Here is a 20210-nt window from a genome sequence, read left to right on the forward strand (position 1 = left end):
CTCAGGGGCGCGGGGAACCACGCGAGAAGCCCCACCGGCCCGCACCCGGCCGTACGCAGCCCCCACCCCTACGGCGCCCGCCCGTTCAGCGCCCACACGTACGGCCCGGCCGGATCGTCCAGCCACGCCCACTCCCGGCCCCCGGCGACGGTCACCCCGAACCGTTCCCGCGCCGGCCGCCCCTCCCGCTCCCACAGCGCCGCCGCCTCGTGCGCGTCCATCGCCCCGGCCGTGAGCGTCAGCAGGAAACGGAACGTCTCCTCCCGCAGCACCCACCGCGGCAGCCCCCCGGTCTGCGGCTCGGCCACCTGCCCCTGCGTGTCGCCCCGCAGCGCGACGAAGTACGCCGGGGTGTGCAGGAACCGCCCCTCGGCGTGGGTCGCGTCCCGCACGCTCAACGCCAGCAGCCCCGTCGACAGGGGCAGCAGGATCCGCGCCCCCGGCCGGCACTGCCCGAGCCACGCCACCGGTACCGAGCGCAGCGCGCACGTGGCCATGATCCGGTCGTAGGGCGCCCGTTCGGCGCACCCGCGCGCCCCGTCCCCGGTGACGACGGCGGGCCGGTACCCGGCGGCGGCGAGGTGGGTCCGCGCCGATTCGGTGATCTCGGGGTCGAGGTCGACGGTGGTCACATGCCCGTCGCCGAGACGGTGGGCGAGGAGCGCCGCGTTGTAGCCGGTGCCCGCGCCGATCTCCAGGACCCGGTCCCCTTCCCGTACCTCCAGGTCGGCCAGCATCCGGGCCATCAGCGACGGCTGGCTGCTGGAGGAGACCAGCTCCCCGTCGCGCAGCCGGGTCGCCAGCGGCTGGTCCGCGTAGGCGCCGCGCAGCCAGCGTCGGCGCCGCCCGGGGTCGGGGTGCTCGCCCCACAGCCGTTCGTAGCCGCCGGGGACGCCGAGGAAGTAGTACGGCACGAAGAGATGGCGCGGCACGTGCTCGAACGCCTGACGCCACCGGGGATCGGCGTCCCACACGCCGCTCTCCGCGATCTCCCGCGCGAGCGCGGCCCGCGCCCGTACGGCGAGCAGGTCGAACTCGCCGGATTCCTCGCCGTGCTCTGCGCCCATGGCTCCACTGTCCTGCGCCGACGCCGGATCGGCGAGCCCCGGCGTCCGCGCCGGGGGCGGAGTCCTGAGTCCGAAGTCCTAGGTCACCCGGTCTGAGAGCATGGGGAGGTGACTGAGATCCCGCGCGACACGCTTCAGGAGCAGACGTTCTACGAGCAGGTGGGCGGCGAGGAGACCTTCCGCCGCCTCGTGCACCGCTTCTACGAGGGCGTCGCACAGGACCCGCTGCTGCGCCCCATGTACCCGGAGGAGGATCTGGGCCCCGCCGAGGAGCGGTTCGCCCTGTTCCTGATGCAGTACTGGGGCGGCCCGCGCATCTACAGCGACAACCGGGGCCACCCGCGGCTGCGGATGCGGCACTCCCCGTTCCAGGTGGACCGGGCGGCGCACGACGCGTGGCTGAAGCACATGCGGGTCGCGGTGGACGAGCTCGGGCTGTCCGAGGAGCACGAGCGGACGCTGTGGAACTACCTGACGTACGCGGCGGCCTCGATGGTGAACACCGAGGGCTGACCCCGGGGCAGCGCCGAACGGGCGCCGCTCCCCGGTGGCCGGTCAGGCGGGGGTGACCTGGAGGCCGCCGAGGCCGGTTCCACGCCGCAGGGCCACGGATCCGTACGCGGTGCGCAACCGCACCCACGCCCCCGCCGCCAGCAGGTCGACGTGGTCACCGCGGAGGAAGCCGAGCGAGGCGGCGGCGTGCGCGATACGCACCGGCACCCCGCTGCCCCCGATCTCCCGGGACCAGATCTCCCGCCCGATACGGTCGAGCCCGGCACGGTCGCGCGCCTCGGGCGCCAACTCCTCGACCCGCGCCCGGAATTCCCCCACGGCGACCTTCACGAGGCCACGCAGCGCCTCGGCCCCGGGGAAGCCCTGGACGCGCTCCCAGCCACCGCGCGGCGGCAGCAGCCCGGCCCAGGGAGGTCCGGTGACGGCCCCGGGCAGTACGGCGGTGGCGGCGCCCTCGTTCACCGATTCGAGCAGCTCCCCCGCCGACACGGTCACGTCGAGGGCGTCGTCGATCCCGTTCTCGTACGGCTTCAGGAGACGGGCCGCGCGGATCGCCAGCACCTCGAACGACGGCGGCCGCCCGAACACGGCGAGCGCCTTCCCGCCGGCCTGCACCTGGAGACGTACCGCGGCGGCCTTGTCGTAGTGCAGGAGCCGGCCGAGGAAGGCGGCGAGGTCCGCCGCCTCCCCGGCGTCGGCGAAGTGCAGCACGGGCGCGCTCATGCGGCCAGCGCCCCCGCGTCGCCCTCGTCGTCCTGGTACTCCTCCAGGAAGGACCGCTCGTCGGCGGTGAGCCGGCGCGGCCGCTGCGCCTCGAAGTCGAACGGCACTATCACCGTCGACGCCCGGACGTACAGCTGGTCCGGGTCCTTGACCTCGTAGGCGAGCGTGAAGGAGGCCGCCCTTATCTGCGTGACCCACATCTCGATGGCCACCGGCGCGTGCCGGTGGACCAACTGCCGCTTGTAGTCGATCTCATGGCGCGCCACGACGGACCCCTGCTGGAAGTCCTTGTCCGGGCGGAACAGGAAGTCGATACGGGCTTCCTCCAGGTAGCGGAGGAAGACCACGTTGTTGACGTGGCCGTACGCGTCCATGTCCGCCCAGCGCAGGGGGCAGGCGTATACGTGGCGAGCCATCAGCCGCGGGTCAGCTTCTTGTACGTGGCGCGGTGCGGCCGGGCGGCGTCGGCACCGAGGCGCTCGACCTTGTTCTTCTCGTACGAGTCGAAGTTGCCCTCGAACCAGAACCACTTGGAGTCACCCTCGTAGGCGAGGATGTGCGTGGCGACCCGGTCCAGGAACCAGCGGTCGTGGGAGACGACCACGGCGCAGCCCGGGAACTCGAGGAGCGCGTTCTCCAGGCTGCTCAACGTCTCGACGTCGAGGTCGTTGGTCGGTTCGTCGAGGAGCAGCAGGTTGCCGCCCTGCTTGAGGGTGAGCGCCAGGTTGAGGCGGTTGCGCTCACCGCCGGAGAGCACGCCCGCGGGCTTCTGCTGGTCGGGGCCCTTGAAGCCGAAGGCGGAGACGTACGCGCGCGACGGCATCTCCACCTGCCCGACGTTGATGTAGTCGAGCTCGTCGCTGACCACGGCCCAGAGGGTCTTCTTCGGGTCGATGTTGGAGCGGTTCTGGTCGACGTAGCTGATCTTGACGGTCTCGCCGACCTTGATCTCGCCGGAGTCCGGCGTCTCCAGGCCCTGGATCATCTTGAACAGGGTCGTCTTACCTGCACCGTTCGGGCCGATGACGCCGACGATGCCGTTGCGCGGCAGCGTGAACGACAGGTCGTCGATGAGCACCTTGTCGCCGAAGGCCTTGCTGAGCTTGTTGACCTCGACGACGATGCTGCCCAGGCGCGGGCCCGGGGGAATCTGGATCTCCTCGAAGTCCAGCTTCCGCATCTTGTCGGCCTCGGCCGCCATCTCCTCGTAGCGTGCGAGACGCGACTTGGACTTGGTCTGCCGGCCCTTGGCGTTGGAGCGAACCCATTCGAGCTCCTCCTTCAGCCGCTTCTGCCGCTTCTCGTCCTTCTTGCCCTCGACCTTGAGGCGCTCGGACTTCTTCTCCAGGTACGTGGAGTAGTTGCCCTCGTAGGGGATCGCGCGGCCGCGGTCGAGTTCGAGGATCCACTCGGCGACGTTGTCGAGGAAGTACCGGTCGTGGGTGATGGCCACGACGGTGCCCTTGTACTGGGCGAGGTGCTGCTCCAGCCAGTTCACCGACTCGGCGTCGAGGTGGTTGGTGGGCTCGTCGAGGAGGAGCAGGTCGGGCGCCTCGATGAGGAGCTTGCAGAGCGCGACGCGGCGCTTCTCACCACCGGAGAGGTTGGTGACGGGCCAGTCGCCGGGCGGGCAGCCCAGGGCGTCCATGGCCTGCTCCAGCTGACCGTCGAGGTCCCACGCGTCGGCGTGGTCGAGGTCCTCCTGGAGCTTGCCCATCTCCTCCATGAGCGCCTCCGAGTAATCGGTGGCCATGAGCTCGGCGACCTCGTTGAAGCGATTGAGCTTGCCCATGATCTCGGCGGCGCCGTCCTGCACGTTCTCCAGGACGGTCTTCGACTCGTCGAGCTCCGGCTCCTGCATGAGGATGCCGACGCTGTAACCGGGCGAGATGAACGCGTCACCGTTGGACGGCTGCTCGATCCCCGCCATGATCTTCAGCACGGTCGACTTACCGGCACCGTTCGGACCGACGACGCCGATCTTCGCCCCGGGGTACATGCTCAGGGTGACGTCGTCGAGGATCACCTTGTCGCCGTGCGCCTTACGCGCCTTGCGCATGGTGTAGATGAACTCAGCCAAGAGAAACCGTCCGGCAGTCGAAGTGTGGCAGCGAGGGGCCCGAGCGATGCGGCTCACCCGCGTGAGGGCAGATACACCCCATCTTGCCGTACGGCCACCCCTGGGCGGAAACCCGTATCAGGGGGTGGGCCTGAGCTGGGGGTTCGGGGCGTGCGGGCGTAGTGGGGCTGGCACTGGCGGTCGCCGGGCGTCGGCTTTGAACGCGGCCGGCCCGGCGCTGGGGAAGCGCCGGGCCGGGCCGGGGGACGTCGGACGGAGTCGGACGGATGTCTAGGAGGTGTCGATGTCCGTCGCGGCGGGGGCGTCAGTCCGTGCCGAACTCCATCGCGGCGCGGTCCAGGAGTTCCGCGTCGTCGGAGACCTCGCCGCGGGAGGCGATGGCTTCGGCGCCGCCCTCGGGCATGGTGCCGATCAGGCCGGTCGCGGCGGCCTGGGCGGCGCCGATCGCCGGGTTGGCGGTGCCGATGAGGCCGAGGACGGCGTACTGCTCCAGCTTGGCGCGCGAGTCGGCGATGTCGAGGTTGCGCATGGTGAGCTGGCCGATCCGGTCCACCGGGCCGAACGCCGAGTCCTCGGTGCGCTCCATCGACAGCTTGTCCGGGTGGTAGCTGAAGGCCGGCCCGGTCGTGTCGAGGATCGAGTAGTCCTCGCCGCGCCGCAGCCGCAGGGTGACCTCGCCGGTGACGGCGGCGCCGACCCAGCGCTGGAGCGATTCGCGGACCATCAGGGCCTGCGGGTCCAGCCAGCGCCCCTCGTACATGAGACGGCCGAGGCGCCGGCCCTCGTTGTGGTACTGGGCGAGGGTGTCCTCGTTGTGGATCGCGTTCACGAGGCGCTCGTACGCGGCGTGCAGGAGGGCCATGCCGGGCGCCTCGTAGATGCCGCGGCTCTTGGCCTCGATGATCCGGTTCTCGATCTGGTCGGACATGCCCAGGCCGTGGCGGCCGCCGATCGCGTTGGCCTCCATCACCAGGTCGACGGCGGAGGCGAACTCCTTGCCGTTGATCGTCACGGGCCGGCCCTGGTCGAAGCCGATCGTGACGTCCTCGGTGGGGATCTCGACCGACGGGTCCCAGAAGCGGACGCCCATGATGGGCTCGACCGTCTCCACGCCCGTGTCGAGGTGCTCCAGGGTCTTCGCCTCGTGGGTGGCTCCCCAGATGTTGGCGTCGGTGGAGTACGCCTTCTCCGTGCTGTCGCGGTACGGCAGCTCGTGGGCGACGAGCCACTCCGACATCTCCTTGCGGCCGCCGAGCTCGGTCACGAAGTCCGCGTCGAGCCAGGGCTTGTAGATCCGCAGGTTCGGGTTGGCGAGCAGGCCGTAGCGGTAGAACCGCTCGATGTCGTTGCCCTTGAACGTGGAGCCGTCGCCCCAGATCTGGACGTTGTCCTCGAGCATCGCCCGGACCAGCAGCGTGCCGGTGACGGCGCGGCCCAGCGGCGTGGTGTTGAAGTAGGCGCGCCCGCCCGAGCGGATGTGGAACGCCCCGCAGGTGAGTGCGGCGAGCCCTTCCTCGACGAGCGCCTCGCGGCAGTCGACCAGGCGGGCGACCTCGGCACCGTACGCCTGCGCACGCCCGGGGACCGAGTCGATGTCGGGCTCGTCGTACTGGCCGATGTTCGCCGTGTAGGTGCAGGGGACGGCGCCCTTGTCACGCATCCACGCGACCGCGACAGAGGTGTCGAGGCCACCCGAGAAGGCGATGCCGACGCGCTCGCCGACGGGAAGAGAGGTGAGGACCTTGGACATAGGAAGAGTATGCATTATCGCGCATGGTCATGCAAAGAGGCTCCGCGTACCCGCCCCACCGGAGAGTTCCGGGCGAGCCGGAACAGGTGGCGCGGGACTCAGACAGCGCGGACGCGGATGCCTCGGGCGGTGGGCGACGGACGGCGCGGGGTTCGGCCGGGCGCGTTTACTCGCCCTCGGTCGGCGCCTTCTTCTTCCGGACCAGGACAAGGGCGACTCCGCCGAACACCACCAGCGCGATCGCGACGCCCGCGATCACCGGCGTCGCGTTGGAGCTGCCCGTCTCGGCGAGGTCCGTGCCGATGCCGGTGCCGCCGACGGACGCCGGGCTCGGCTGCGTCGTCGTCTGGGTGGTCAGCCCGTCGTCGGCGGAGGTCATCGCCTCGGCCACCGTGCGGCAGTCGAGCACTCCGCGCAGCCGCTTCTCGAAGCCGTGCGGCCCCTGGATCGTGAAGTCGTACGCCTGGTCCTCCTGCAACGGGATCGTCACCGTCCGCGAGGCCCCCGCCGGGATCGTGTACCCGGCGCCCATCAGCGTGAAGGTGAACGCCTTGTCGCCCTTGTTCACCGCGGTGATGTCCACCCCGCTCTTCGCGCAGTTCTTCCGCGCCGAGAGAGCCGGTACCGCGCCCTTGTCGGCCCAGTTCGCCGTCGCGGTCGCCGCGACCGTGGACTCGCTGGAGCCCGCGAGGATCTGCGTCTGGCTGCGGGTGTCGGAGGCGAAGGCCCGGCCGACCGGCACGGTCGTCGACGCTTGCAGGGTCAGCTCGGCCGATCCCGCCGCCGCGGCCTCGGGCACGTCGAGGAAGAGGCGGCTGCCGTCGGTCGCGGAGGTGACCGGCTTGCCGTCCTCGTCGATGACCGTCACCCCCTCCGCGGCGGCCTCGGCGGGCGGCGCCACGGAGACGGCGTCCGCGTTCGTGTGCACGGTGACCGGGCCGAGCCGCTCACCCGGTCGTCCGGAGACGGCCGCCGGCGAGAGGGAGAGCGACGCTCCCGGCTCACCCAGGGCGAGGGCGCTCCTCTGCAGGTAGTCCGCGAGCTTCTCCGCGGCGGGGCTCACGGCGTCGACGTCGGCCTTGTCGGAGTAGCGCCAGATGGCGACCTGCGTACCGGCCGCGGCGTCCTGCTCGGTGAGGGTGCCTGCGCCTGCCTTGCGGGCGAGCGCGGCGAGATCGTTGACCTGGGGGTAGGAGTTCTGCAGGATCCAGCGGATCCGACCGGCGTCCTTGTTGCCGCCGAGGGACGTGCCGCTCCACGGCGTTTCCTGGTACTTGGCGTCCGTCTGCGTCGGGTTGTGGATGTCGATGCAGTACGTCTGCAACATCCCGCCGCCGTCGACGGTCATCCGGAAGAGCCCCGCGGAGACCCGCTCGTCACCGCCGCCGTCGCCGTGGACCACGGCGGCCCCGTACGTCTCCAGGCCCCCTATGGTGGCGCTCGCGCCGCCCGGCTCCTTGGTGCCGTCGTCCGCGAAGGCGGAGCCGGTTCCGGATATCGCTCCGGTCACCGCGAGTCCCGACACCAGGGCCGCCGCGGCGAGGCGGGCGGCGCGTCGCCGTCCGCGGTGTCCGGCCCGTGAGAACACAGAAAACACGTAATTCCCTTCAGGCAGGACGTGGTGACACATGGGGGGTGGTGTCCCGCCGGCGAAATCAATGAGTCCTTCGAAGCCTCTTGGATCGAGTCCCTTGAGACTCTCGAAGCCCGTGCAGCCCCCGCGGCTCCGGGAACTCTCGGTCCCCCGAAGCCCATGGAGCCACGCCCGGCATCCTAGGGAAGCAGCCCATGACGATCCCCGCAGCTGTCTCCCGGCAACCGATCCGACTCGCAATCGTTATCGCCAACACCGCCTCCGAACTGGGCTTATCGACAAATCGCCGGTACGCAGTCGTCGATAAGCCGCACTTCGGTCAACCGGTCGACAGCCCAAGCGTTCAGCCCGAGCGTGCAGCTCAGGCCCACACCTCAGTCCGTTGCCCCAGGTCCTCACCCGACCGGCTCCGGCGCGGGTTCCGGCTCGATCTCGAACGACGGTTCGTCCCGCGCCTGTTGCAGCCCGTCGCCGTCGACTCCCCCGCTGCCCTTCCCCTCCGCGCCCCTGGCCGTCCTCCTGTTGGCGGCCCGGCGGAACGCCGACGTGCCGCGTGACAGATCGTGCCCGACCGCCGTCGCCTGGATGTCCGCCGACGTCCAGTGCTGCCCGCCCCTCTCCTCGTCCCGCACCTTCAACCTGCCCTGCACGATGACCGGTTCGCCGATCGACACCGAGCCCTGCACATTGGCGCCGAGCGGCCCCTTGGCCCACACGGTGAAGAAGTTCGTGTGCCCGTCCACCCACGTGTTCTGCACCGCGTCGAATCGGCGTGGGGTCACCGCGAGCCGGAACCGTGCCACCGGCCCTGTCGGCAGCTCCCGGTACACCGGCGTCGTCGCGACGTTCCCCACCACGGTCAGCAGCGTCTCGTTCATGTCGTACGTCCCTCCCCGTCCACATCGCGGCCCGAGCCCGCCCCGAACCGCGATCCCCAGACTGCCCCGGCCCCGCCGACCACGCCGACGCCTGTGTCCTACCGGCCAGTTGTGGAAAACCCCGTCACCCGTACGCGCTGCTCCCGCACTTCCCGGTCACCCGCACGTACTGCTCCCGCACCTCCCGGTACCGCAGCAGTTCCGCCGCGACGGGGTCCAGGACGCGGGCCCTGCCGCATGCCGCGGCCGTGTCCCGCAGGCGCCGTTCCGCTTCCTGGCCGTACCGCCGCGCGGGTCCCCGCGCCGCCAGCCGGCAGGACCACTCGACGCAGGGGCCGCCCACGATCCCGGTCGCCATCATCAGCAGGGGCACGGGCAGGTTCGCCGGGACGACGCCGATGCTCTGCGCCACCAGCCACAGTGCGCCGAGCACTTGCAGCGCGGTCATGGACACCTGGACGAACACGGCGACCGGCCACCAGCCGGGCCGTGGCGGCCGCCCCCCGTTCCCGTACGGCGCCACGGAGACGGAGCCCCGGCTTCCGGCCCCGACCGGCGACTCGGTGTCCAGGGCGAGTTCGTCGAGCGCCTCCGGCAACCCTTCCGCGCCCCGAGCGGCGGCCTCCCGCACCGCCTGCCCCCAGGCGGCGGGCAGCCCGGTCGCGGCGGCGTCACCGACCGCCCGTACCGCGTGCTCGACGCGCTGCCGGGCGGTGGCCTCCTCGTCGGCGGGTGCCTCGGGGGGCGCGACCGGCGCGGTCAGGGTGCGCTGTGCCTCGTACCAGCGCCAGAGCCTGAGCCAGGGGGTGCCGCACGCCCGGTTGGCGCCGCGGGACCAGGCGCGTTCGGCGGCCTGGCCGGCGGCGGCGGCGCCGACCGCGTCGGCGAGCCGGTCGGCGAACTCCTCGCGGGCCTCCTCGCTCAGCCCGGTCTGCCGTCCGGCGCCGTAGACCGGTCGCAGGCGGTCGGCGGCGGCGTCGATGTCGGCGGCGATCCGTCGGGCGGTGGCCCGGCGCTCGCCCGTGAACTGGCCGAGCGCGTCGCGCAGTTCACCGACTCCCTCACCGGTCAGGGCCGACAGGGGCAGCACGGTGGCGCCGGGTTCGCCGTGCTCGCCTAGTGCGACGCCGTCCTCGTCGAGCAGGCGCCGCAGATCGTCGAGGACCTGATCGGCGGCGTCCCCGGGCAGCCGGTCGATCTGGTTGAGGACGACGAACATGACCTCGGCGTGCCCGGCCATGGGGCGCAGATACCGCTCGTGCAGCATGGCGTCGGCGTACTTCTCGGGGTCGACGACCCAGATGACGGCGTCGACCAGGGCGAGCACCCGGTCGACCTGCTCGCGGTGCGCGGGAGCGGCGGAGTCGTGGTCGGGCAGGTCGACGAGGACGAGGCCGTCCAGGGCCGCCTCGCCGTGCGGCCGTTGCAGCGGCCGCCTCCGCGCGCGTCCGGGGATGCCGAGCCGGTCGAGCAGCCCCGCCGCGCCGTCCGTCCAGCTGCACGCGATCGGCGCGGACGTGGTGGGGCGGCGCAGTCCGGTCTCCGAGAGGGCCACGCCTGCCAGCCGGTTGAACAGTGTCGATTTGCCGCTTCCGGTGGCCCCGGCGACGGCGACGACGGTGTGCCGGGTGGAGAGTCGTCGCCGGGCGGCGGCCTCGTCCAGTACGCGCCCGGCCTCGGCGAGGGTCGCCGCGTCGAGCCGCGTACGGGAGAGACCGACGAGTTCGTCCAGCGCTTCGAGCCGCTGCTTGAGCTCCGCGTCGCCTTGTCCGTCGTACGTTCCCGGGCGCGTGGGCGGCGTCTTCAGCGTCTCGCCGGGTGCTCCTCCGGCGCGGCGCGCGATGAGCCCGTCGCCCCAGGGTTCGGCGCGTTCGGTGCGGACGCCGGGCTCCGCGTGAGCGACGCCGCCACCGTGACCGGCACTGTCGGCGTCCCCAGCGCCGTCGGTGCCACCGGCCTGTTCGACGTGGTGGACGGGATCACCGTGATAGGTGCGATCCGAGTGGTCCGTGACGGTGGTCACCGTCCTCACCTCTCCTTCTGCAGCAACGACAGGGCCGCGATCAGTTCGGCCTGGGGTTCGGGGCCGACGCCGAGGGAGTCCACCGGAGCGAGCCGGCGCTCGCGCTCCACGTCGAGGACGGTGTCCAGGTAGTCGTTCAGCAGCTCCTGGCCGCGTTCGCGCAGCCGCATGGCGCCTTGTGCGCCGAGCCGGTCGGCGAGGGTCTCCCCCGCGCTCCTGGCCCGTCGCCCGCCGAGCAGCCTGGTGGCCACGAGCGCGGCGACGACCTCGGGGTCGAGCGGCGACGAACCCTGCGTGTCCCCGTAGGCGCGCACTTCTTCCTCGGCGTACTCCTCCAGGACCCGCCGCCATCGCCGTACGGCGAGCCCGATGCGGTGCTCGGCGCCTTCCGGTTCGGGGCCGGGCCGGGCCAGTTCGGGGGCGGCGCCCGCGGGCTCCCGGCGCCATGTCTCCTCGATCCGTTCGTCGGCGGCGGTCACCGCGCACAGCAGGAGGGCGCCCAGGCTCTCGACGAGCGCGTCGAGCAGTTCGCCCGCCGAGCAGTCCAGCGGGTAGCTGCGCCAGCGCTTCAGGGCGTCGCCGGTGAGTACCGCGCCGCTGTGCAGCCTGCTGCGTACGCGCGCGTGCTCGTTGTCGTACGCCTCGTCGACGGCGGTGGCGAGGCGGACCGCGGCGGAGTACTGGGCGGCGACGGCAGCGGCCAGTTCGGGCATCCGGACCCGCAGCGAGTCGAGCGCTCCGCGCGCGGTGCGGGTCACCGCGTGGGCGCGGGCGTGCGGGTCCTGGGCGCGATGGGTGAGCCAGGCCCGCAGCGGTGCGACGGCGGTAGCGGGCAGCAGGCCGCCATCGCCCGTCGATTCGGGCAGTTCGGGCACGGTGAACCGGGGTACGTCGCCGAGCCCCGCCTTGGTGAGCAGGGCGCCGTACTGTCGCGACACTTCGGCGAGTACCTGGTGCGGGACGCGGTCGAGCACGGTGACCAGCGAGGCGTCGTGCTCCTTGGCGGTACGCAACAGGTGCCAGGGCACGGCGTCGGCGTACCGGGAGGCGGTGGTGACCATGACCCACACGTCGGCGGCGCTGATCAGCCGGGCGGCCAGCATCCGGTTCTCGGCGACGAGCGAGTCGACGTCCGGGGCGTCCAGCAGGGCGAGCCCGCGCGGCAGCGTGCTCGCGGTCTCCACCCGCAGTGCCCGCTCCCCGTCCTCCAGGAGGGGCGTCAGGGCGTCGTCCTCGTCCCCGGGTTCGCCGTCGGCCTCGCCGTCCGCCTGGCGGGGCACCCACACGCGCGTGAGGTCGGGCAGCACCCGCATCCCCGCGAACCAGTGGTGGTCGTCGGGGTGGCAGACGAGCACGGGGGTACGGGTCGTCGGCCGCAGTACGCCCGCTTCGCTCACCACGCGCCCCACGAGCGAGTTCACCAGGGTCGACTTGCCGGCCCCGGTGGAACCGCCGATCACCGCGAGCAGCGGCGCTTCGGGGGTGCGCAGGCGGGGCACCAGATAATCGTCGAGCTGGGCGAGCAACTCACCGCGATCGGCGCGCGCCCGTGGGGCCCCCGCGAGGGGGAACGGGAAGCGCGCGGCGGCGACACGGTCGCGCAGCGCGGTAAGTGCGTCGAGCAGCTGAGGCCGTACGTCCAAGGTCACCACATGCGAAGAATGCCCAATTTAGGACGCATTCTGAAGCATATGACCACCGAGCGCGCGGAATAGGCACCGGTCGGCGGGTACGAGACCCCGAACAAGGCACCCGATACCACACAGGAAGCACACAGCGGGACGGAAGGGGAGGCAGGGGGCGCAGGCATAACGAGTGCACAACACCCGTGGCGTGAGACGTCAAAAGCGGTGCGCGATTCGTACCTACCTGCGATTATCAGTTCCGCTTCACTGAACCTCCACATCAAGCCACGGAGGCGAAGCAGCAAGGACCGGGACCCGGGAGCCCTATCCTTGTCCCCGGCAAGGTCACGGATCACCCCCACATCCGTCCGAGCCACCGGCCACACACCGGCCCCCGTAGCTCAGTGGATAGAGCAGGCGCCTTCTAAGCGCTTGGCCGCAGGTTCGAGTCCTGCCGGGGGCGCCTCTTCACAGGCCCTGCTTCGGCAGGGCCTTTCTGTCTGCCCTGCGGCGCCCGGCGACGCCTGATACGACAAAGCCCCGGCGCCCTCCCCCACCGATCGTGGGAAGAGTCCGGGGCTTCGCCTGGTACGCGAACGTCAGAGTTTGTCCATGTGCGTGTACGGGCTGCTGATGCGGGCCTGGCGGGAACCGAAGTCGACGAGCATCGCGACGCCGTTCTCGACGCCGATGATCCTTCCCAGGCCGTACCGGTCATGCGTGACCCGGTCGCCCAGGGCGAAGTGCTTGGGGGGAGCGGCGGACGGAGCGTTGAAGGGGCTTGTCGGCAGGTGGCGTCGGGGCGCGGAGGGCTTCGTCATCGTGTTGCCAGTATGCGCCCCCGGAGCCTCCAAATGTCAGGCCGTAAGGAACCAGTAAGGCAACGAAGCGGAACCCGCGCCCACGGCGCGCCCCGGATCTTGCGAAGGTTCGGCGGGACGACGAAGCACTCGGCCCGCCGGAAACGCCCGGCGGCCCCTACCCAGGTGGAGATCATGACCGCGCAGGCACAGGTACCCGGCATCGACCACGAGCTCGTCACGGCCGCCACCCGCGTCGCCCGTGCCCACGCCCACGGCGACAACCACACCGTGGCCGCCGCCGCCCGCGCCCGGGACGGCCGGATCATCACCGCGATGAACGCCTACCACTTCACCGGCGGCCCCTGCGCGGAGCTCGTCGTCATCGGTGCCGCCGCCGCCCAGGGCGCGTACGAGCTGGACACCATGGTCGCCGTGGGCGATCGCGAACGGGGCGTCATCCCGCCGTGCGGGCGCTGCCGGCAGGCGATGCTCGACTACTTCCCCCACATCGAGGTCATCGTGGGAGACGGCGGCCGGGGAGGAGAGCAGCTGCGCGCCGTGCCGATCAGTGAGCTGCTCCCCCTCACCTACGTCTGGGCCGACCATCAGCTCGACGCCCCGCGGGACGAGTAACCCGCCGGGGCCGCGGCCGCGGTTGCGGCCGTGGCTGTCGTCATCGAGTTCACCCCGGACACATCCTCCGGCGCAGGACAGTATGGCGTCCCCGTTGGCGTTTACTTGGCACCTAATGGCACCGAGTGGCCCACAGTGATGCCGCTCGGCGCCATGAGGCACCACCTAGCAGCACCCAGCTCACCCTCCGGCGCACCCCTCAGCGGCTCACGCCCTACCCAGAACAGGGACGGGGAGGTGAGGCCGAGCCCGGACCCGTGGCTCCGACGTCGAAACCGCGACCCCCACCCGCGCCGGCCTTGCGTCTGGCGCCATAGTGATGCCACTATGACGTCACGGCGGCACGAACACCGCGCCTCATCTCCTCATCGCTCACGACGACGGGACAGCCATGCCTTCTTTCGACTCCCCCTCCGCCATCTCGGTCACGGCCCGCGTAGAGGCCGGATCGATCCGGTTCGTCGCGGCCGACCGTTCCGACACCGTCGTCGACGTGACGCCGCGCGACCCCAAGAAGGACGCCGACATACGGACGTCCGAGCAGACCCAGGTCACGTACGCGGGCGGCGTCCTGCACGTCAGGACGCCCAAGCAGCGCCACCTCTTCGGCCGGACCGGCGCCGTCGACATCGTCGTCGCACTGCCCACCGGTTCCGAGGTCGAGGCGTCCGGCGCCTGGACCGAGGTGCGCGGGGAGGGGCGGCTCGGTGAGGTGCGGGTGAAGACCTCGTCCGGCGACGTCCGTCTGGAGTCGACGGGGCCGCTGCGGCTGACCGCCTCGCACGGCAGTATCAGCGTCGACCACGTCCAGGGCCCCGCCGAGATCACCACCAGCTCCGGCAGTCTGCGTGTCGGGACGGTCGACGGTGCGGCGGTGCTGAAGAACTCGCACGGCACCACGTTCGTCGGCGACATCAGCGGCGACCTGCGCGTCAGCGGCGCCCACGGGGACATCATGGTCGAGAACGCCGGCGGGTCCGTCGCCGCGACCACCGCCCACGGGACGGTACGGGTCGCCCAGCTCACCCGCGGCAAAGCCCAGTTGGAGACCGGCTACGGCGCCATCGAGATCGGCGTCCGCGAGGGCACCGCCGCCTGGCTCGACGTCAACTCGGGCGCGGGCCGCGTGCACAACGCGCTCTCCGAGTCCGGGAGCCCGGTGACGTCGGAGGAGACCGTCGAGGTCCGCGCCCGTACTCGCTACGGCAACATCGACGTCCGCCGCGTCCGCGTCTGAGGCCCGGCCCGCACCCCACCGCCCTCCCTCCAGAACCTTCCAGACCTCCGAAACCTCCAGAGCCTCCAGAGCCTCCAGAGCCTCCAGAGCCTCCAGAGCTCTCAAGACTCGTACAGCTCCTCCACCTCCCTCGCGTACGCCGCCATGACCTCCCTCCGTTTGATCTTCAAGGAGGGGGTCAGCAACCCGTTCTCCTCCGTGAACTCGCCCTCCACCAGGGAGAACTTACGGATGGACTCGGCCCGCGAGACGGCCTCGTTGGCGAAGTCGACGGCCTTCTGCACCGCCTCGACCATCCGCGGGTCGCGGATCACCTCGGACAGCGGGGTGTCCGCGCGCAGTTTGCGTACGCTCAGCCAGTGGGCGACGGACTCCGGTTCGAGGGTGATGAGGGCGGCGACGTAGGAGCGGTTGTCGCCGACGACGACGCACTGCCCGACCGGCGAGCGGCTGCGCAGCCGGTCCTCCAGGACGGCGGGGGAGACGTTCTTGCCGCCGCTGGTGACGAGGATGTCCTTCTTGCGGCCGGTGATGGTGAGGTAGCCGTCGTCGTCGAGTGCGCCGAGGTCGCCCGTGGCGAACCAGCCGTCCGGGTCGAGGGCTTCACTGGTCGCCGCCGCGTTCTGCCAGTAGGCGCCGAAGACGATGGGACCCTTGATGAGCACTTCCCCGTCGTCCGCGATCCGGACCGTGGTGCCCGGCACCGGCAGGCCGACCGTGCCGGGCCGGGGGCGCAGCGGAGGGGTGATGGTGGCGGCGGCCGTCGTCTCGGTGAGGCCGTAGCCCTCGTAGATGACGATTCCGGCGGTGTAGAAGAAGAGGTTGCGGCCGCGGTCGAGGGGGGAGCCGCCGCTGATCGCGTACCGGAGGCGGCCGCCGAGTTCCTTGCGTACGCGGCGGTAGACGAGCAGGTCGTAGAGGCCGGCGGCGAGGGTGAGTCCGGGTCCGGGGCCTTTCTTCCCTTCGATGAGTCTCGCCAGGCTGCGCTCGCCGAACGTGACCGCGATCCGGTCGGCCCGGTCGAACGACGCGCCGCGTCCGATCTTCTCCGCGGTGGCCCGCCCGGTGTCGTGGATCTTCTCGAAGAGGTAGGGCACGCCGACCACGAACGTCGGTCGGAACGAACGGAGTTCGGGCCGCAGTTCGTCCGGTTTGATGCTCGGGCAGTGGCCGAGTTCGATCCGGGCGAGCAGACAGGCCACCTGGATGGTCCGGCCCAGGATGTGGGCGAGGGGCAGGAAGAGCAGGGTCGAGGCGGCCTGTCCGGTGACGGCTTTGAAGATGGGGTGCAGCAGTTCGACGGTGTTCGCGGCTTCCGCGTACAGGTTGCCGTGCGTGAGGACGCAGCCCTTGGGCCGGCCCGTGGTGCCCGAGGTGTAGCAGATGGTCGCGATCGTGTCGGGGGTGAGGGCCGTGCGGCGTTTGGTGACCTCGTCGTCGTCGATCTCCCGCCCGAGGGCGCCGAGTTGGGCCATCGCGCCGCTGTCGAGCTGCCAGACGCGGGGCCGGTCGGCGTCGGGCAGGGCGGCGAGGCCGGTCTCGGCGGCGACCGCGTTCTCGGGGGTCTCCACGATCAGCATGCGGGCGCCCGAGTCCCGCACGATCCACTCGATCTGTTCGGGGGCGGAGGTCGCGTAGATCGGTACGGTCTGGCCGCCCGCCGCCCAGATCGCGAAGTCGAGGACCTGCCATTCGTAGCGCGTACGCGACATCAGGGCGACGCGCCCGCCCGGTTCGAGTCCGGCGGCCATCAACCCCTTCGCCGCGGCGGTCACTTCGCGGGCGAACGCGGCGGCGGTGACCGGCCGCCACTGCCCTGTCTCCCCCGGCCCGGCGGGGTCCTTGCGCCGTACGACGACGGTGTCCGGTGCCTCGGCGGCGTTCACGAACGGGATGTCGGCGGGCGTGGAGCCGTCCGGCGGGGGCGTGGCGAGCGCGGCGGTGCGGGCCTCGCGGACCACGCCCCGCTCGTCCCTGACCAGTTCGGGCTTGCCGCGGTCGGCCAGGTCGGCGCGGTTCCTGGCCCGCTTCAGATCCTTGCGTACGCCCATGACGGCTCCCGGTCGCGCGGCGGCTGGCGGTTGTGGTGATGCCGGTGCTGGTGCTGGTGCTGGTGCTGGTGATAGCGATGCTGGTGCTGGTGATGGCGGTGCTGGAGGTGGTGCTGGTACGGGAAGTGGTGCTCGGCTCGTACTTACTCAGCAGTCAACTTACTCACGCGTAAGGAAAATTCAATGGGCGGTGCGCGAATCGGCCGGCCCTCGCCCCGTGCACGCCTCGGGCAGCCACGCCTCACCGTCGAGGACGTCGCGCATGCCGACCCACACCATGTTCATCAGGCGCAGGGCGATGCCCTCGGGCGGCTGGCCGGGGTTGCGCTCCATCCAGTCTGTGAGCGAGTCGGCCGCGCCGACCAGCGCGTGCGCGACGAAGTCGGCGTCCTCCGCGCCGAGTCGGCCGCCCCGGCCGCTGTCCGTGATGCCGTCCCTGACCAGCCCCGCCACCTCGGCCATGACGGCGCGCCTGGCCTCCGCGACGGCGCCGGTGATCGCCTCGCTCAGCTCGGAGGCCTGGCGGTGCAGGACGACCCAGCTGTCACGGTGCTCGGCGACGAACGCGAAGAACGCCGACAGGCCCGCGTAGAGCCGCAGTTCGGGTGCGTCGCCCGCGCCGCGGGCCGCCTCCTGGAACGCGGCGACGAGCCGCTCGGCCTCGCGGCGCAGACACGCGAGGAAGAGGCCCTCCTTGGACTCCAGGTAGAGGTAGACCATCGGCTTGGAGATTCCGGCGAGTTCGGCGATCTCGTCGACGGACGCCGCGTGGTAGCCGCGTTTGGCGAAGACCCGTACGGCCACGTCGATGATCTGCTGCTCGCGCTCCTGTCGCGGCACGCGCTTGCGTCGCGCCGCCGTGCGCCCTTGAGCCGCTCCCGGTGTCCCCGTCACTCTTGTCAGCCTACCTACGTCGCCGTAACCTTACCAATCAGTAAGCTTACTAGTTAGTAAGAAAGCCCAGGCCGGACCACCCCGGAGACCCGGAGAACCTAGGAGAGTCCCAATGAGCGGTGCCGACGACATCGCGGCCCTCGACTTCGCGAGCGTCACGCCCGAGGAGTTCGCGCGGATCGTGAAGGGGTTGTCCGCGAAGGAGATGAACGAGATCGCGGAGGACACCACCCTGCGCCGACGCGTCCTGAAGGAAGTGTTCGGGCGCATGGAGCGGCAGTTCAAGCCCGAGGTCGCGGGGTCCCTGGAGGCGCTCATCCGCTGGAAGGTCACCGGCCAGGGCGACAACCCCGACGCGGTCTACGAGACGAGGATCGCCGACGGCACGTGCGCGGTCACCGAGGGCCGGTCGGAAACGGAGCCGCGCGTCACGCTCGTCATGGGCGACGCCGACTTCCTCAAGCTGGTGTCGGGCAACTCCTCTCCGGTCACGATGTTCATGCTGCGCAAGGTGAAGATCGCCGGTGACGTCGCGCTCGCGGCAGGTCTGACCCGCTACTTCGACATCCCGAAGGCATAGGGGCTGCGACACCATGGCTTTCTCTCTCGAACTGGACCAGGACCAGCGCGACTTGCGCGACTGGGTGCACGGATTCGCCGTCGACGTGGTGCGGCCCGCCGCCGCCGAGTGGGACGAGCGGGAGGAGACGCCCTGGCCCGTGATCCGGGAGGCCGCGAAGATCGGCCTATACGGGTTCGAGTCCCTGGCGGAACTCTTCGGCGACCCGAGCGGGATCTCGCTGCAGATCGCCAACGAGGAGCTGTTCTGGGGCGACGCGGGCATCGGCATGGCGCTCTTCGGTACGTCGCTCGCGGTCGCCGGGATCTTCTCGTCCGGTACGCCCGACCAGCTGGTCGAGTGGGTGCCGCAGTGCTTCGGCGACGAGGCGGACCCGAAGGTCGCGGCGTTCTGCGTCTCGGAGCCGCAGGCCGGTTCCGACGTGGCGGCGATGCGGACGCGGGCCCGCTACGACGAGGCCAAGGACGAGTGGGTGCTCAGCGGCCAGAAGGCCTGGATCACCAACGGCGGGATCGCGAACGTACACGTGGTCGTGGCGTCCGTGGACCCCGAGCTGGGATCGCGCGGACAGGCCGCGTTCATCGTGCCGCCCGGCACACCGGGGCTCGAAGGCGCCAAGAAGATAAGGAAGTTGGGGCTGCGCGCGTCGCACACCGCCGACGTCTTCCTCGACGACGTACGCGTCCCCGGGCACTGTCTGCTCGGCGGCAAGGAGAAGCTGGACGCGCGACTCGCCCGGGCCCGCGAAGGCACCCGGGGCGCGGGTGGCCGGAGCCAGGCCGCGATGTCGACGTTCGAGGTGAGCCGGCCGACCGTGGGCGCCCAGGCGCTCGGGATCGCGCGCGCCGCGTACGAGTACGCCCTGGAGTACGCGGGCGACCGGGAGGCGTTCGGCCGCCCCATCATCGAGAACCAGGCGATCGCGTTCGCCCTGGCCGATCTGCGCACCGAGATCGAGGCGTGCCGGCTGTTGATCTGGCAGGCGTCCTGGATGGCCCGCAACGACAAGGTCTTCGACGCCGGGCAGGGCTCGATGTCGAAGCTCCGGGCCGGTGAACTCGCCGTCGCCGCCAGCGAGAAGGCGATCCAGGTCCTCGGCGGCGCGGGGTACAGCAGGGAGCACCCGGTGGAGCGGATGTACCGGGACGCCAAGATCTACACGATCTTCGAGGGCACGAGCGAGATTCAGCGTCTCGTCATCGCCCGGGCGATCTCGGGGCGGCAGATCCGCTAGGGCCGGTCCGGTCCCGCAGTTCGAACGTGCACCACACCTGCTTCTCGTCGAACCCCGTCCGGTGCCAGCCCCAACGGCGCGCCAGCGTCGCCACCATGCGCAGGCCCCGGCCGCCCTCGCTCAGCAAGTCATCTCTACTGGTTGCCAGTTGTGGCTCCCGTCCGGGCGCGTGGTCCGTCACGAGCACGCGCAGCAGCGGCGGGGCGTACACGCGGGGCATCGCCAGGATCAGCTCCAGCCCGGCCAGTCCACCGCCGTGCCGGACCGCGTTGGTGCACAGCTCCGTCACCGCCAGCTCCACCGAGTCCGCCAACTCCGGCAGCCGCCAGTGTTCTTGGACCCAGGTGCGGGTTCGGTGGCGGGCCTGGGTGACAGGGCGGTCCGGGTCGAGCGTGGAGGCGTCCCAGCCGATTCGGGTGGGGGTGGTGTCGTGGATGTCGAGGATGGTGTCCATCGTTCACCTCGTGAGAGTGGGGCCGCTTAAGTGGCCTGCGTCACACACCCTAGAGCCTCCTCTAAAACACG

19 protein-coding genes and 1 tRNA gene are annotated in these 20210 nt (G+C 71.1%); 7 read left to right on the top strand and 13 right to left on the bottom strand.

Annotation, left to right across the window (positions count from 1 at the left end):
• Positions 1-68 precede the first annotated feature (68 nt).
• The gene (locus tag ACZ45E_RS08240) at positions 69-1067 is read right to left on the bottom strand and encodes a methyltransferase domain-containing protein (RefSeq protein ID WP_468218037.1); all 999 of its coding nucleotides are present in this window, start codon (positions 1065-1067) and stop codon (positions 69-71) included.
• Positions 1068-1175: 108 nt separating this feature from the next.
• On the opposite strand from ACZ45E_RS08240, the gene ACZ45E_RS08245 reads away from it, so the two are divergent.
• Positions 1176-1580 (top strand): globin, encoded by a 405-nt coding sequence (locus tag ACZ45E_RS08245; protein ID WP_468218038.1) that lies wholly within the window; start codon positions 1176-1178, stop codon positions 1578-1580.
• Positions 1581-1622: 42 nt separating this feature from the next.
• Here ACZ45E_RS08245 and ACZ45E_RS08250 read toward each other — a convergent pair whose 3' ends face one another.
• The 8 genes from ACZ45E_RS08250 to ACZ45E_RS08285 all read right to left on the bottom strand — a co-directional run bounded on the left by ACZ45E_RS08250 (position 1623) and on the right by ACZ45E_RS08285 (position 12280).
• Positions 1623-2303: a DUF8010 domain-containing protein gene (locus ACZ45E_RS08250; RefSeq protein WP_468218040.1), complete on the bottom strand. Its 681-nt coding sequence runs from the start codon at positions 2301-2303 to the stop codon at positions 1623-1625.
• Entirely contained in the window at positions 2300-2719 is a 420-nt protein-coding gene (locus tag ACZ45E_RS08255; protein ID WP_468218043.1) for an acyl-CoA thioesterase, read from the bottom strand. The genes ACZ45E_RS08250 and ACZ45E_RS08255 overlap by 4 nt, the downstream gene beginning before the upstream one ends.
• Positions 2719-4383, bottom strand: coding sequence for an energy-dependent translational throttle protein EttA (gene ettA / locus ACZ45E_RS08260; protein WP_468218045.1), 1665 nt, complete (start codon positions 4381-4383; stop codon positions 2719-2721). Before ettA ends, ACZ45E_RS08255 begins: the two co-directional genes overlap by 1 nt.
• Positions 4384-4687: 304 nt before the next feature.
• Entirely contained in the window at positions 4688-6133 is a 1446-nt protein-coding gene (gene argG / locus ACZ45E_RS08265) for an argininosuccinate synthase (RefSeq protein ID WP_468218048.1), read from the bottom strand.
• Between the two features lie 166 nt (positions 6134-6299).
• Positions 6300-7730, bottom strand: a complete 1431-nt coding sequence (locus tag ACZ45E_RS08270) for a Cys-Gln thioester bond-forming surface protein (protein ID WP_468218050.1) — start codon at positions 7728-7730, stop codon at positions 6300-6302.
• A gap of 392 nt (positions 7731-8122) precedes the next feature.
• Positions 8123-8605, bottom strand: coding sequence for a single-stranded DNA-binding protein (locus ACZ45E_RS08275; RefSeq protein WP_468218052.1), 483 nt, complete (start codon positions 8603-8605; stop codon positions 8123-8125).
• 124 nt (positions 8606-8729) lie between these two features.
• The gene (locus ACZ45E_RS08280; protein ID WP_468218054.1) at positions 8730-10628 is read right to left on the bottom strand and encodes a YfjP family GTPase; all 1899 of its coding nucleotides are present in this window, start codon (positions 10626-10628) and stop codon (positions 8730-8732) included.
• Between the two features lie 5 nt (positions 10629-10633).
• Complete coding sequence (locus ACZ45E_RS08285) at positions 10634-12280, bottom strand: dynamin family protein (protein ID WP_468218056.1); 1647 nt, start codon at positions 12278-12280, stop codon at positions 10634-10636.
• Between the two features lie 363 nt (positions 12281-12643).
• Between ACZ45E_RS08285 and ACZ45E_RS08290 the strand changes: the two genes are divergently transcribed.
• Positions 12644-12716: transfer RNA gene (locus ACZ45E_RS08290), tRNA-Arg, on the top strand.
• Positions 12717-12852: 136 nt separating this feature from the next.
• Here ACZ45E_RS08290 and ACZ45E_RS08295 read toward each other — a convergent pair.
• Positions 12853-13074 carry a hypothetical protein gene (locus ACZ45E_RS08295; RefSeq protein WP_324776050.1) on the bottom strand — a complete coding sequence of 74 codons (222 nt, stop codon included), beginning with the start codon at positions 13072-13074 and terminating at the stop codon, positions 12853-12855.
• Between the two features lie 174 nt (positions 13075-13248).
• Between ACZ45E_RS08295 and ACZ45E_RS08300 the strand changes: the two genes are divergently transcribed.
• Together ACZ45E_RS08300 and ACZ45E_RS08305 are read left to right on the top strand one after the other, a co-directional pair.
• The gene (locus tag ACZ45E_RS08300) at positions 13249-13689 is read left to right on the top strand and encodes a cytidine deaminase family protein (RefSeq protein ID WP_468218058.1); all 441 of its coding nucleotides are present in this window, start codon (positions 13249-13251) and stop codon (positions 13687-13689) included.
• Between the two features lie 391 nt (positions 13690-14080).
• The gene (locus ACZ45E_RS08305) at positions 14081-14926 is read left to right on the top strand and encodes a DUF4097 family beta strand repeat-containing protein (protein ID WP_468218060.1); all 846 of its coding nucleotides are present in this window, start codon (positions 14081-14083) and stop codon (positions 14924-14926) included.
• A gap of 101 nt (positions 14927-15027) precedes the next feature.
• Here ACZ45E_RS08305 and ACZ45E_RS08310 read toward each other — a convergent pair whose 3' ends face one another.
• Positions 15028-16977: an AMP-dependent synthetase/ligase gene (locus tag ACZ45E_RS08310; protein ID WP_468218063.1), complete on the bottom strand. Its 1950-nt coding sequence runs from the start codon at positions 16975-16977 to the stop codon at positions 15028-15030.
• A gap of 32 nt (positions 16978-17009) precedes the next feature.
• Between ACZ45E_RS08310 and ACZ45E_RS08315 the strand changes: the two genes are divergently transcribed.
• Positions 17010-17150, top strand: coding sequence for a hypothetical protein (locus tag ACZ45E_RS08315; protein WP_468218065.1), 141 nt, complete (start codon positions 17010-17012; stop codon positions 17148-17150).
• Positions 17151-17157: 7 nt separating this feature from the next.
• On the opposite strand, the gene ACZ45E_RS08320 is transcribed toward ACZ45E_RS08315, so the two are convergent.
• Positions 17158-17871: a TetR/AcrR family transcriptional regulator gene (locus ACZ45E_RS08320; protein ID WP_468218068.1), complete on the bottom strand. Its 714-nt coding sequence runs from the start codon at positions 17869-17871 to the stop codon at positions 17158-17160.
• Between the two features lie 112 nt (positions 17872-17983).
• On the opposite strand from ACZ45E_RS08320, the gene ACZ45E_RS08325 reads away from it, so the two are divergent.
• Together ACZ45E_RS08325 and ACZ45E_RS08330 are read left to right on the top strand one after the other, a co-directional pair.
• Positions 17984-18451, top strand: a complete 468-nt coding sequence (locus ACZ45E_RS08325) for an SCP2 sterol-binding domain-containing protein (protein ID WP_468218069.1) — start codon at positions 17984-17986, stop codon at positions 18449-18451.
• 13 nt (positions 18452-18464) lie between these two features.
• Positions 18465-19685, top strand: coding sequence for an acyl-CoA dehydrogenase family protein (locus ACZ45E_RS08330; RefSeq protein ID WP_468218072.1), 1221 nt, complete (start codon positions 18465-18467; stop codon positions 19683-19685).
• Here the strand turns inward: ACZ45E_RS08330 and ACZ45E_RS08335 are convergent.
• The gene (locus tag ACZ45E_RS08335; RefSeq protein WP_468218074.1) at positions 19648-20139 is read right to left on the bottom strand and encodes an ATP-binding protein; all 492 of its coding nucleotides are present in this window, start codon (positions 20137-20139) and stop codon (positions 19648-19650) included. The genes ACZ45E_RS08330 and ACZ45E_RS08335 overlap by 38 nt on opposite strands.
• Positions 20140-20210 lie beyond the last annotated feature (71 nt).

It is taken from the genome of Streptomyces sp. NPDC030991 (assembly GCF_055571235.1).